Raw genomic sequence first — 12,819 nt, 5'->3', positions numbered from 1 at the left:
TGGGCGACAGGCATCAGCTTTCCGGCAGCGGAATAAACTCTTCCTCGTCTCCGGGAACGATGTCGAAGCGGCCCGTCTTCCATTCTTCCTTCGCCTGTTCGATACGCTCCTTGGATGACGAGACGAAATTCCACCAGATATAACGCTTCGAACCAAGAGAGGCGCCGCCGAACAGCATGAAATGCGCCCCGGTCTGCGACGACACGACGATCTCGTCACCGGGGCGGAACACCAACAGCCGTTCGGCTGGGAACACATCGCCCGAAATCGAGACCTCGCCCTCCAGCGTGTAAATGGCGCGCTCTTCCGCATCGGCAGGGATTTTCACGCTGGCGCCGGGCGCCACGCGCAGGTCGGCGTAGAGCGTCTCCGAGTCGGCCCTGACCGGGGACCGCAACCCCTGGAAATCGCCGATGATGAGGCGCCCGTTGACGCCTTCGGCATCGATCTCGGGAAGCCTGAGCGCTCCTGTGTTCTCGAACACAGGAGCCACCTCTTCCTTGTCGTCCGGCAGCGCCAGCCATGTCTGCAGGCCGGATACCGACATCGGCGCGCCACGCAGTTCCTCCGGCGTACGCTCCGAATGAACGATGCCGCGGCCGGCGGTCATCAAATTCACGTCGCCGGGCTGAATGACCATTTCGGTGCCGAGTGAGTCGCGGTGCCGGATCTTGCCGTCGAACAGATAGGTGACTGTCGACAGTCCGATATGCGGATGCGGACGGACGTCGAGCGCTTGGCCGGCCCGCAGGATCGCGGGACCCATGCGGTCGAAGAAGATGAAAGGCCCGACCAGCCGCCTTTTGGCTGTCGGCAGGGCGCGGCGCACCTGAAAACCACCGATGTCCTTGGCGTTCGGGATAACCATCAGCTCGATCTGGTCGCTGGCAAAGGCGTCGCCTGCCTCAGGGTCTTTCCCGGGGAAGAAGCTCATGGACTCTCCTTGTCAGCGGCCAATGGCTGCTTTGACAGCATTAGGCGAACCGGATGGCTGCCTTTGCCCGCAGCTTGGCCGCCACCTCTTCGCGATTACGCGGATGCTGATGGGTTTCCAGGGAATCGAGCAGTTCGCGCGCCGAGGCCGCGATGGCTTCGACGGCATGGTCGAAGGCGTGCTGGTTCTGCTTCGAGGGCCGCGTCGTTCCGCTCAGCTTGCGGACGAACTGAAGAGCCGCGTCGCGCACCTCGTCATTGGTTGCCGGTGGATCAAAATTGAACAGGGTCTTGATGTTTCTGCACATCGCTTCCGTATCTCCTCTTGTCCTTGAGCTGTTTCAATCGGAACGAGTTGTATCCTCGATCATGATCATGTCCAAAAACCGGTGAGGCGAGGCCATCGTTCGGACCGGCCTCAATCCGCGTCGAGTGGCTCCGTTCCAACCGGCTTGCCGTCGCGCGAAAGCCTGATCTTCTCGACCTTGTCCTCGGCGGCCTTCAGCAGCCGGTCGCAATGCGCCTTCAGCGCCTCGCCACGTTCATAGATCCTGATCGACTGGTCGAGCGGCACGTCGCCACGCTCCAGATCATCGACGATCTTCTCCAGCGCATCGAGTGCCTGCTCGAAGCTCATCGCCTTGACGTCTTCGTTGGTCTCACCAGCCATCATTCATCCTTTCATCAGTCGCCCGACATGGGCGGCGACCGAAAATGCCAATCCCTGCAGATCGTAGCCGCCCTCGAGCAGGCTGACGAGCCGGTTGCCACTGTGGCGTGCGGCGCGCTGCATCAGCTGGCCGGTCGCCCAGTCGAAATCATCCTCGGTCAGATTGATCTCGGCCAGCGGATCGCGGTGGTGCGCGTCGAACCCCGCCGAAATGATGATCAGGTCGGGCGCGAAATTGTCGAGCGCGGGCAGGATGCGCGACAGGAAGGCATCGCGAAACACCTCGCTGCCGGTCTGCGGCGCCAAAGGCGCGTTGACGATGTTGCCGGCGCCCGTTTCGTTCTTCGCTCCGGTGCCGGGATAAAGCGGCATCTGGTGTGTCGAGCAATAGAGCACCGACGGATCGTCCCAGAAAATATCCTGCGTGCCATTGCCGTGATGCACGTCCCAGTCGACGATGGCAACGCGCTCGACACCGTGTTTCTTCTGCGCATAGCGCGCAGCGATCGCCGCCGTGTTGAACAGGCAAAAGCCCATGGCCGTAGTCTTTTCGGCATGATGGCCGGGCGGCCGGGCGGCGACGAAGACGTTGTCGGCGCGGCCTGCAAAGACGTCGTCGACGGCGGCGTTGGCGGCGCCGATCGCGGTGATCGCCGCTTGCCAGCTCTTCGGACTGGCAGTGGTGTCGGCATCGATGCGGGCAATCCCCTCGTCGGGGATGGCGGCGCGCACGCGGGCGACGAAATCGGCGGGATGCGCGTAGAGGATGGTGGCCTCGTCGCCTTCCGGCGCCTGGATACGATCGAGCCCGGCAAAGGCTTCCTCATCGAGCACGCGCTCGATCGCACGCAGGCGGTCGGGCCGCTCTGGATGTCCGGGCGGCGTGAGATGCTCGAGGAAGATCGGATGGGTGTAGAGACGGGTGGTCATCGACCTAATCTAGTGACCCGGATCGACAAAGGCCATGCACGGGCGGCCGATGACTGGGGAAAATCGCGACTGCGTCCATTCGCGTCGCCGCAGGCATTGGCCTCGCCAGCGCTTCGGCGTAAGGTTCTTGGTAATGCCTGGTGCCCGCCGCAAGCGGGAGAATCGGGAACACGGTTGAATTCCGTGGCGTGCCCAACGCTGTGAGGGGGACCGCGCCGGTAAATGCCACTGTCGATGACGGGAAGGCACCGGACGCGGGTTGATCCCAAGCCAGAAGACCGGCCTGGCAGGCATCGTCATCCGCTTGGTCAGGCGGGTGACATCGGAGCGACGTGCGTCCGTTTGGACGCACAAAGTACGCTCTGACAGTTTTGCATCTGCAATCGCAAGGGGACAAGCGATGCCGGAACATATGACCGCTGCCATTGACGATGGATTTGACCAGAATGCGCGCGATGCGGTCTATCGCGCCATGTTCACGCGGCGCGACGTGCGCAGCCATTTCCTGCCCACCGCGGTCGATGACGACGTGCTGGGGCGGCTGCTGCTTGCCGCCCATCACGCGCCATCGGTCGGCTTCATGCAGCCATGGAATTTCATTGTCATTCGTGACGTCGAGCGACGCGAAAGGGTGCGCGACCTGTTCCTGGCCGCGCGCGAGCAAGAACTGCCGGCGATCGAGGCGGAAAAACAGGCGCTGTACCGCACGCTCAAGCTGGAAGGCATCTGCGAGAGCGCGCTCAACATCTGCATCACCTGCGACCGGCAGCGCTCGAAGGGTTCGCCGCTGGGACGCTGGCACAATCCGGAGATGGATCTCTACAGCACCGTCTGCGCGGTGCAGAATTTCTGGCTGGCCGCGCGTGCCGAGGGCGTTGGCGTCGGCTGGGTGAGCATCATCGAGGCTGAGGCGCTAAGGCGGCTGTTGGCCATTCCGGATCACGTAACGCCGGTCGCCTATCTCTGCGTCGGCCGTGTTTCCGAGTTCGCTCCCAAACCGGACCTTGAAACGCACGGCTGGGGACGGCGGCTGCCGCTGCCGGAGCTGATCATGAGCGAGACTTTTTCCGGGCAAGGCGAGACACAGCTCAAATCCACCGTGGCGCGCCTCAACACCGTTTCTGCCTCACCAAACACCATCCGCCCATCCGATCAGGGTGTCGCGCCGGCCGTGCCCCAGCGCGAACCGCCGAAGGAGGCCAGCGCCTTGTCCTTGAGCTCCCTGAACTTCGACGACGCCTCGGCCAGCCGGGCGTCCCAGGCCGGATCCGGCATCTGGCCCGCGATGGTCTTGAAATAGACCTGCATCAGGCAGGCGATGGCGAAGGGTTCAATGAACGCCGCCTTGAATGCCCAGGCGAAGACGATGGCGAGCACAAAAGCCCAGCCGGCGAGTTGGCCAGGCATCAGGAACAGAATCACACCGGCAGGCGCCAGCATCATCAGAAAGATGATGAACGACACGCCCCACATGATGACCGCCAGCCAGACGGCGTTCTTGACCATGACCTTGCCGTTCTGGGCATAGAGCACGACGCCTTGGCGCGCCGTCTCGAACGGCGAGGCTGAATTGATGCGGATGTTGTAGCCGAGGATGATCTCATCGACATAGGTCAGCGACAGGCGGATCACCGTATTGATGAAGGAGACCAGGCCGCTCAGGCCCGGTATCGGCAGGAAGGCGGCGATACCGCCGAGCAGGCCGGTGATGGCGCGGATGGCACCCTTGACGAGTTGGTCGACGACGAAAAGGATGTTGGCCTCGGCAAAACGCTGGGTCACGATGTCCCTGGCATAGGCGATCTGGTCCTGACCGCCGGGAATGTCGCGGCCGTCGATCAGATGAACCATGACGGCGATGTGGCCGGCCTTGACGACATAGAGGATGTATTCGCGGATCCAGTAGACGGCGATCGAGACGATACCGAAACCGACCACCCCGCCCCACAGGGCAAAGGACATGGGCCCGTCGGGATCGGTGGAGATATGGCCGACGCCATAGCCAACCGAAGCACCGGTGCCGGTCGCCATGATGTAGGCCAGCGTGATGCCGAAATAGACGATCATGCGAAAGACGATGAAAGGCCAGGTCCGCATCATGATGGACACCGACCGGCCGATCTCAAAATCCCACATGTGCCCCGAATCTCCGCCTCAGAGATGGTGGAAGAGGATGAACTCAACCCGGCGATTGTCAATTGCCGGCCTCTGATGCCAAAGGGCGACGAATTCGGGGTAACGGTTTCTTTCGGAGCCTTTCGCCGGCGCGGTGGCTGACGAGCATCAAACGAAAAAACCGCCTGTGCGGCGGATCACTGGCGCAAATCAGCACCATGGATGAATATGTACCTTAGCTGAGGGCATGGTGTCAAGAAAAAATTCCTATCGGGAACGGCTACCGGCACGAAAGCTCCGGTGAGAACTTCAATTCGACTGCGGATCCGGCTTCTTGAGCAGGCCTTCGAGCAGTTGCTTGAACGCCGTCACCACCTTCTTCGACGTCGCTTCGGGGTCGTTCGAATTGGCGATCCGTTGCGCTGCCTGGCTGCTCGCTCCGTTGATCAGTCGCGAGGCCGTCTCGGGGTCGAGGCTGGAGACAACGACCCCCTCCTCCTGCAGCGCGGTCAGATGGTCGGTCATTGAAGCGATGCACGCACTGCAATTCGGCCATTGCGCTGGATCCCCCAGCACGGCCGGGCCATCCCGGAACATGATGCGCTGGATCTCCGGCTCCAGCGCCATCTCGATATAGGTCGAGCACTCGTCGACGAAATGTTGCCAGCGGGTCGGCGCTCTCGACGCGACCTCATTGATGCGCGCCGCCATCTCGCCGTCAATCTGGGCTATGACCGCCTGCAGCAGCCCCTTCTTGTCGCCGAAATGATGATAAAGCGCGCCGCGCGTCAGCCCGGCCGAAGCGGTGAAATCATCCATCGAGGCTTCCGCATAGCCTGTTGTGCCGAAGGCATGACGGGCCGCCGCGATCAGCTTTGCGCGCGTCTCGGCGATCATCTCCTTGCGGGGTCTGTGCATGGCTTCTGGCCCTATTCACATACGTAACGTATGCCAATTGACATACGCGACGTATGCTATACCTAATGATCATACGCTCCGTATGTAATTGTCCAATCGTCCTTTGTCGAGGAACCAACCGATGCAAAATCCCTACGCGGAAATCTTTCGTGCCCCCGGCGCCAAGGGCTTTGCGGCCGCCGGCTTCATGGCGCGCCTGCCGATCGCCATGGCGCCAATCGGCATCGTGGCGATGCTGTCGCAGACGCGTGGCGAATACTGGCTGGCCGGAGCCGTCTCGGCGACATACGCGCTGGCCAATGCCTTCGTCGCGCCGCAGATATCGAGACTGGTGGACCGCCTGGGCCAGACACGAATCGTGGTGCCCACCACCATAATCGCGGTGCTGGCTTTCGCGGTCCTCATAGCGGCGGCCAACCAGGATTGGCCGGTGTGGACGCTGTTCGTGTCGGCACTGCTGGCCGCCGCCATGCCAAGCATACCTGCGATGGTGCGGGCGCGCTGGACAGAGATTTTCCGAGGACGACCGCAGATGAACACCGCATTCGCCTTCGAGTCCGCGGCCGATGAACTGGTCTACATCGCCGGGGCATCGCTGTCGGTCGGCCTCAGTGCCGCCCTGTTCCCGGAAGCCGGTGTTCTGGTGAGCACATTATTTCTCGCATTCGGATCAGCGGCCTTCATTCTGCAACGCTCGACCGAGCCGCAAGTGCGGCCGGTGGACCATGCCTCAAGCGGCTCGGCGATCCGCCTGCGGCCGGTTCAGATCATCACCCTCGCCCTGATCTTCATCGGCGCAACCTTCGCGACGACGGAAGTCACCACCGTGGCGATCACGAAGGAGCTTGGCCAGCCCGGCGCCGCCAGCCTTGTCATCGGCGTTTATGCTCTGGGATCGTTCGTGCTCGGCATCATCGTCGGCGCGCTCAGCCTGAAGGCGCCGCTGCAACGCCAGCTCGCCATCGCCGTCGCTCTCGTCGCGCTCGGCACACTGTTGCCGCTCACCGCCGACACCGTGCCGCTGCTGGCGCTGACCGTGTTCATCAGCGGTGTGGCGATCTCGCCGACCTTCATCACCGCCTTCGGCCTGATCGAGCGGCATGTACCGGAGGCGATGCTGACCGAAGGCATTACCTGGGTCATGACCGGCATCGGCATCGGCATGGCGCTGGGCTCGTTCGCGGCCGGCGCGGTGGTCGACGCGTTCGGGCCCCAGAGCGGGTTCTGGGTCTCGGTGGCGTCAGGCACGATCGCGCTGGCCACGGTGCTGCTCGGCCAGCGCAACCTTGCCACGACTGAGTGCGAGATGGACGGATGCCAAGCAGCTGCGATTGCCGCGGAATAATCAGGTAGCGCCCGGTTTCGAGCCGGGCGCCATCGGCCTGCTCAAAGGATCTCGGTCTTGGCGATATGGATGCCAAAACCTTCGAGGCCGACATAGTGGCGTTCGCGCGAGGCGATCAGGTTGATCGACGAGATGCCGAGATCCTTGAGGATCTGGGCGCCGAGCCCAATCTCGCGCCACTCGTTTTCGCGGCGGCGCGCCTCTTCGTGATCCTCACGGTCGCCGCTGGCCGGCCGCTTGCGTTCCTGATGCGCAACGCCGACGGAACCTTCTCTGAGATAGACGATGACGCCACGCCTGCGCTCGCCCATTGCCTTCATGATGGCATCGAGCCGGTGGCTGGTGCCGAAGACATCGGTCACCACATCCTCGGAATGCAGACGCACCGGCACGTCCTCGCCGTCGCGGATGTCGCCGAAGACGATGGCGACGTGATGCATGGAGTCCCACGGCAGCGTGTAGGTGAAGACCTGTGCCTTGCCGCCGAGCGTGTCGATTTCCGAGCACGCGACGCGTTCGACCAGAGTTTCCTTGCGCTGCCGGTAGGCAATGAGGTCGGCGACCGAAACCTGCTTCAGCCCATGCTCCTCGGCGAAAGCCTGCACCTGCGGGCCGCGCTTGACGGTGCCGTCATCATTGACCAGCTCGGAAATGACGCCGACCGGCGGCAGGCCGGCGAGCTTGCACAGATCGACCGCTGCTTCGGTATGGCCGGAGCGCATCAGCACGCCGCCTTCGCGCGCGATCAGTGGGAAGATGTGGCCGGGCCGGACGAAATCCGAGCCACCGACATTGCCGTTGGCAAGATTGCGAACGGTCAAGGTGCGATCTTCGGCCGAGATGCCCGTCGTGGTGCCATGCTTGAAATCGACGCTGACGGTGAAAGCGGTGGTGTGGGCGGAATCGTTGTCGGCGACCATGGGCGCAAGGTTCAGCCGCTTGGCTTCTTCGCGCGGCATCGGCGTGCAGACGATGCCGGAGGTGTGGCGCACGATGAACGCCATCTTTTCGGGCGTGCAGTGGACGGCGGCGACGATCAGGTCGCCCTCGTTCTCGCGCCCGTCATCATCCATGACGACGACGATCTCGCCGCGTTCGAAAGCACGCAGGGCTTCGACGATTTTCTTCTGGTCGTAAGGCATGGAAAGCTCGCTTCGCTCGCAGGGCAGTAGGGGGAATAGGGCAGGAAGGCAGTAGGGAAAAGGAAAATCTGGCTGTGTTCGGCGGGCTGCGTAACATATTGCCCTACTGACTTACTGCCCTATTCCCCTTCCTGTTTGTCCCCGATGCCGCAGATAGTGGTCGGCGATCGCACAGGCAACCATTGCCTCGCCGATCGGCACGGCGCGGATGCCGACGCATGGATCATGGCGGCCCTTGGTCATGATCTCGACGTCCTTGCCGTCCTTGTCGATCGACTTTCGCGGCGTCAGGATCGACGAGGTCGGCTTGACGGCGAAACGTGCCACGATCGCCTGGCCGGTCGAGATGCCGCCCAGGATGCCGCCGGCATTGTTGGACAGGAACACCGGCTTGCCGTCATTGCCGATGCGCATCTCGTCGGCATTCTGCTCGCCGGTGATGCGGGCGGCCTCGAAGCCGTTGCCGATCTCGACACCCTTGACGGCGTTGATCGACATCAGGCCGGACGCGATGTCCTGGTCGAGCTTGGCATAGATCGGCGCGCCGAGGCCTGCCGGAACGCCGTCGGCGACGATCTCGATCACCGCACCGACCGAGGAGCCCGCCTTGCGGATGCCGTCGAGATACTGCGTGAAGACAGGAACGGAAGCCGGATCGGGGGTGAAGAACGGATTTTCGGCATCGCCGATGAAATTCCAGTTCCAGTTGGCGCGGTCGATGGATTTTTCGCCCATCGACACCAGCGCGCCGCGCACCACCACGCCGGGCACCACCTTGCGCGCCAAAGCACCGGCTGCGACCCGCGCCGCGGTCTCGCGGGCCGAGGAGCGGCCGCCCCCACGATAATCGCGCACGCCGTATTTGACGTCATAGGTGTAGTCGGCATGGCCGGGTCGGTATTGGCGGGCGATCTCGCCATAATCCTTTGAACGCTGGTCGACATTCTCGATCAGCATCGACACCGGCGTGCCGGTGGTGATCATCGTCTCGCCGTCCTCGTCGAGGATGAAGCCAGACAGCACTTTCACTTCATCTGGTTCGCGACGCTGCGTCACGAAACGTGATTGCCCCGGCCGACGCTTGTCGAGTTCGGCCTGGATGTCTCGCTGAGTGAAGCGGATGCCGGGCGGACAGCCATCGACCACGCAGCCGAGCGACGGGCCATGGCTTTCGCCCCAGGTGGTGACGCGGAAAAGGTGGCCGAACGTGTTGTGAGACATGAAATGACCCTGCCCGGCATCGGAGCCGGCTTAAGGTTGCCTTCTATTGGCGTTTTTCACAGGGGTCAAACTGTGATCTGGCGGATTTAGTTTTGACACATTCGGTTGGTTTCTGCTCTGCTCCATCCGCCGTTGAACGCCCGCCGCCATGCCGGCGCAATGATAAAGAGGAACGATTATGCGTACCCTGATTGGCGCCATTGCCGCCACGCTGCTGCTTTCCACCGCCGCTTTCGCCGGCCAGACCGAAGGCCTGATCAAGAAGATCGACAAGGACACGGCGACGCTGACGCTGGATGATGGCAAGTCCTACAAGCTGAACGCCGAGACCGATCTCGACGCGCTGAAGCCGGGCATGGACATCGTCATCGCCTACGATGTGACCAATGGCGAAAACATCGTCACCGACATGGAACTGCCGGACAGCTCTGCCAACTAGAGCTTCCAATCTCAATTGAATTCAGCTTTCGCCGAGCCGCCTGCCAAATGGCCTAAAGCCACTCCAGACTCTTGCCTTCGAGCTTGAGCAGGCGATCCTGCGGTATTTCCAGGTTCGCTGCCTGGTCCTCGGCCAGCCCCAGAACGAAGCGAAACAAGGTGCGCATGACGCCGCCATGGGTCACGCATATCGTCTGGCGTTCGATCGCGTCGAAGCATGGCCTCACCCGTTCGAGCAGCATCTGATAGCTCTCGGCGCCTTCGCCGGGCGGCTGAAAGTTCCACTTGTCCAGAGCGCGCGTCCTGCTTGCTCCGGGATACCGTGTCTCGAGCTCGGGAAAGGTAAATCCCTGCCAATCCCCGAAATTGACTTCGACGAGGCGCGGATCGGTTCGATAGGCACCCGGATCGAGCTTCATCGCGGCGCGAATACGCTGCATCGTTTCTCGCGTCCGTTTCATCGGACTGGCGACGAAATCGAAATCCCCGGAGTTTTGGACCAGTTCGGCGAGCCGGTGGCCGTTTCCGGTCGCCTGCTCGCGGCCAAGAGCGTTGAGATCGGTGTCGGCCTGCCCCTGAAGCCGGAATTCGGCGTTCCACGCGGTCTGGCCGTGGCGCGCGATATAAACCAGCGGGTACATCAGGTCTTCCGGTGCGGGATCGGGACGGACGACGGTTGGCGGGGTGTTAGTCCTTGACGGTCGAAATATCAGGCGCGTCGACCGCCTTCATGCCGACGACGTGGTAGCCCGAATCGACGTGGTGCACTTCACCGGTGACGCCGCGCGACAGGTCGGACAGGAAATAGACGCCGGAATCGCCGACTTCCTCCTGCGTCACCGTCTGCTTAAGCGGCGAATTGTACTCGTTCCACTTCAGGATGTAGCGGAAATCGCCGATGCCGGAAGCGGCAAGCGTCTTGATCGGGCCGGCCGAAATGGCGTTGACGCGGATCTTCTTGGCGCCGAGGTCGACCGCCAGGTAGCGCACGCTGGCCTCGAGCGCCGCCTTGGCGACACCCATGACATTGTAGTGCGGCATGACCTTTTCGGCGCCGTAGTAGGTCAGCGTCAGCAACGAGCCGCCATTGGTCATCAGCGCCTCGGCGCGCTTGGCAATGGTGGTGAAGGAATAGACCGAAATGTCCATGGTGCGCAGGAAATTGTCGCGCGTCGTCTCGACATAGCGGCCGGTCAGCTCGTCCTTGTCGGAGAAGGCGATGGCGTGGACGAGGAAATCAAGCTTGCCCCAATGTTTGGCGACATTGGCGAAAACCTCGTCCAGGCTCGCCGGATCGGTGACGTCGCAATGGCCGGCGACAAAGGCGCCCAGTTCCGCCGCCAGCGGCTCGACGCGCTTCTTGAACGCCTCGCCCTGATAGGTCAGCGCGATCTCGGCGCCATGGTCGACGCACGACTTGGCGATGCCATAAGCAATCGACCTGTTGTTGGCGACGCCAAGAATGAGGCCGCGCTTGCCGGCCATTAGGCCCTGTCCACCCGCCATGTCAGCGCTCTCCGCAAGATTTCAGCTTTGTGGGTTGCCCTATCGCACAGGCACAGAGCCCCTTCAAGCGCTCAAACCGGACAGTTCAGGGACAAAAGCCGCCGATCAGCCTTTTTGGCTGCGCAACAGCGCTTCGAGAGCGCTATCACCGCCTTCCGGCAGCATGATGCGCACATGAGCGTAGAGATCGCCGTGGCCGCCGGCCTTTTCCGGCAGGCCCCTGCCCTTGAGCCGCAGGACCTTGTCGGAGCTCGACCATGCCGGAATGTTGACCGCGAGCCTGCCGGTCGGCGTCTCGACCGGCACTTTGGCGCCGAGCACCGCATCCGCCAGTGCCACCGGCAGATCGGCGTGCAGGTCGCGGCCCTCGATGCGGTAGCGTGGATGCCGGCGCAGATGGATCTTGACCAGCGCGTCGCCTGGCTGGCCCGGCCCCTGCTCGCCTTGGCCCTTGAGGCGGATGGTCTGGCCATCCTCGACATAGGCCGGCAGCTTGACCGCCACCTTGCGCCCATCGGGGAACATCGCCGTCACCTTTTCGGCGGTCGCCGCTTCCTCGATGGTGATGTCGAGCGTCACGTTCAGATCGGCTGCTGTCGCCTGCTGGCGGCGATCGCCCGTTCCGGGACCGCGCGCGCCCGAAAAGGTGTCGCCAAAAATCTGGCTGAAGATGTCGCTGTTGCCGTCGAACGGATCGCCACCCGGTCGGCCGGAGCGGAATTCGAACCGCGAGCCGCCAGGACCTTGCTGCCGGCGGAATCCGCCGAAGGGATCGCCGCCACCGGCAGCGCCCTCAAAGCCCTGGAATCGCGGCTTGCCGTCGGCGTCGATCTCGCCGCGATCGAAAGCAGCGCGATTCTTTTCGTCGCCGACGATCTCGTAGGCCTGGTTGGCTGCGGCAAAACGGTCCTTCGCCTTGGGATCATTCGGATTCTGGTCCGGATGATGCTTCTTGGCGAGTTTCCGATACGCCGACTTTATGTCTTTGGCCGATGCGTTCCTGGCAACGCCCAGCACCTCATAGGGGTCGCGCATGCTTACCGCCCTGGAGAAGAGTTGAGTCTATGATTGCCTCCTATATGCGCTCGCATAGGAAGAAATTCCAGTGCTGGAGCAGCATATCGGACGCGGAAAATCAGAGTGCCTTGAAGTCCTGCATGCGCCAGCCGCCAGCGCTGGCCAGGCACAGTTCGCCTTCGAACATGGCAACGCCGTCAAAGCTTTCGCGCGAGGCCTTGAAGCGGCGGCAGGTCTGGCCGTTGTCCTTCAATTCCGCTAGATCGGTGATGGAACCGCGTGAGCCGGTACCGGAATTGGCCCATGGGACGGCCTGCCCGCCGAGCTGCTCGACGTCGGCCGAGGAGACTGCATTGCCGATCGTCGTCTGGTCGGAGTCGCGATCCAGATTGGCCGGCGCGGCCGAGGCCGACGTGCTGCTGGTCAGAATCGAGCGGTCGACTTCGGCTTTTTCCAGGCTGAAGCCGCCGGCGCCACAAGCGGCAAGCGGCAAGGCGACCGCCACGATCGCGGCTTTCGCGCTGGCCGAAGCGATAACGCTCCATTGCCTGCTGTCAAAAGCTTGCGCGATACGCGACAATCGG

Annotated in this window: 14 protein-coding genes, 1 pseudogene and 1 riboswitch; of the genes and pseudogenes, 3 read left to right on the top strand and 12 right to left on the bottom strand. The window is 62.7% G+C overall.

What is annotated here, in order from left to right:
* Positions 1-13: 13 nt before the first annotated feature.
* The 4 genes from EOA16_RS08310 to EOA16_RS08295 form a co-directional block, all read right to left on the bottom strand.
* Positions 14-934, bottom strand: coding sequence for a pirin family protein (locus EOA16_RS08310; RefSeq protein WP_127257067.1), 921 nt, complete (start codon positions 932-934; stop codon positions 14-16).
* A gap of 40 nt (positions 935-974) precedes the next feature.
* Positions 975-1,241 (bottom strand): DUF2277 domain-containing protein, encoded by a 267-nt coding sequence (locus tag EOA16_RS08305; RefSeq protein WP_027035955.1) that lies wholly within the window; start codon positions 1,239-1,241, stop codon positions 975-977.
* 110 nt (positions 1,242-1,351) lie between these two features.
* Positions 1,352-1,603: an exodeoxyribonuclease VII small subunit gene (locus tag EOA16_RS08300; protein WP_013532792.1), complete on the bottom strand. Its 252-nt coding sequence runs from the start codon at positions 1,601-1,603 to the stop codon at positions 1,352-1,354.
* Positions 1,604-1,606: 3 nt separating this feature from the next.
* Entirely contained in the window at positions 1,607-2,533 is a 927-nt protein-coding gene (locus tag EOA16_RS08295; protein ID WP_127257066.1) for a histone deacetylase family protein, read from the bottom strand.
* 121 nt (positions 2,534-2,654) lie between these two features.
* Positions 2,655-2,835, top strand: a riboswitch (cobalamin riboswitch).
* 98 nt (positions 2,836-2,933) lie between these two features.
* Here EOA16_RS08295 and bluB point away from each other — a divergent pair.
* Positions 2,934-3,563: pseudogene (gene bluB, locus EOA16_RS33065) on the top strand (5,6-dimethylbenzimidazole synthase); the annotation flags it as partial.
* Positions 3,564-3,685: 122 nt separating this feature from the next.
* Here bluB and EOA16_RS08285 read toward each other — a convergent pair.
* Positions 3,686-4,669, bottom strand: a complete 984-nt coding sequence (locus EOA16_RS08285; RefSeq protein ID WP_245455883.1) for a hypothetical protein — start codon at positions 4,667-4,669, stop codon at positions 3,686-3,688.
* 288 nt (positions 4,670-4,957) lie between these two features.
* The gene (locus EOA16_RS08280) at positions 4,958-5,566 is read right to left on the bottom strand and encodes a TetR/AcrR family transcriptional regulator (RefSeq protein WP_127257063.1); all 609 of its coding nucleotides are present in this window, start codon (positions 5,564-5,566) and stop codon (positions 4,958-4,960) included.
* Between the two features lie 121 nt (positions 5,567-5,687).
* Between EOA16_RS08280 and EOA16_RS08275 the strand changes: the two genes are divergently transcribed.
* A complete protein-coding gene (locus EOA16_RS08275) occupies positions 5,688-6,911 on the top strand; it encodes an MFS transporter (RefSeq protein WP_127257061.1) in 1,224 nt (407 codons plus the stop codon).
* A gap of 41 nt (positions 6,912-6,952) precedes the next feature.
* Here EOA16_RS08275 and ribB read toward each other — a convergent pair whose 3' ends face one another.
* Both ribB and aroC read right to left on the bottom strand, forming a co-directional pair.
* Complete coding sequence (ribB, locus tag EOA16_RS08270; RefSeq protein ID WP_127257059.1) at positions 6,953-8,053, bottom strand: 3,4-dihydroxy-2-butanone-4-phosphate synthase; 1,101 nt, start codon at positions 8,051-8,053, stop codon at positions 6,953-6,955.
* 111 nt (positions 8,054-8,164) lie between these two features.
* Positions 8,165-9,274, bottom strand: coding sequence for a chorismate synthase (gene aroC / locus EOA16_RS08265; RefSeq protein ID WP_127257057.1), 1,110 nt, complete (start codon positions 9,272-9,274; stop codon positions 8,165-8,167).
* Between the two features lie 178 nt (positions 9,275-9,452).
* On the opposite strand from aroC, the gene EOA16_RS08260 reads away from it, so the two are divergent.
* Entirely contained in the window at positions 9,453-9,713 is a 261-nt protein-coding gene (locus tag EOA16_RS08260) for a DUF1344 domain-containing protein (RefSeq protein ID WP_027035965.1), read from the top strand.
* A 52-nt stretch (positions 9,714-9,765) separates the two neighbouring features.
* Here EOA16_RS08260 and EOA16_RS08255 read toward each other — a convergent pair whose 3' ends face one another.
* The 4 genes from EOA16_RS08255 to EOA16_RS08240 all read right to left on the bottom strand — a co-directional run bounded on the left by EOA16_RS08255 (position 9,766) and on the right by EOA16_RS08240 (position 12,815).
* The gene (locus tag EOA16_RS08255) at positions 9,766-10,353 is read right to left on the bottom strand and encodes a histidine phosphatase family protein (RefSeq protein ID WP_127257055.1); all 588 of its coding nucleotides are present in this window, start codon (positions 10,351-10,353) and stop codon (positions 9,766-9,768) included.
* A gap of 46 nt (positions 10,354-10,399) precedes the next feature.
* Positions 10,400-11,218, bottom strand: a complete 819-nt coding sequence (gene fabI, locus EOA16_RS08250; RefSeq protein WP_023808634.1) for an enoyl-ACP reductase FabI — start codon at positions 11,216-11,218, stop codon at positions 10,400-10,402.
* Positions 11,219-11,323: 105 nt separating this feature from the next.
* Positions 11,324-12,253, bottom strand: a complete 930-nt coding sequence (locus EOA16_RS08245) for a J domain-containing protein (protein WP_127257053.1) — start codon at positions 12,251-12,253, stop codon at positions 11,324-11,326.
* 100 nt (positions 12,254-12,353) lie between these two features.
* Positions 12,354-12,815, bottom strand: a complete 462-nt coding sequence (locus tag EOA16_RS08240; protein WP_127257052.1) for an RT0821/Lpp0805 family surface protein — start codon at positions 12,813-12,815, stop codon at positions 12,354-12,356.
* Positions 12,816-12,819 lie beyond the last annotated feature (4 nt).

The organism is Mesorhizobium sp. M7A.F.Ca.US.008.03.1.1, assembly GCF_003997495.1.
GTDB lineage: Bacteria > Pseudomonadota > Alphaproteobacteria > Rhizobiales > Rhizobiaceae > Mesorhizobium.
This window is presented reverse-complemented; position numbering and strand designations above follow the sequence as displayed.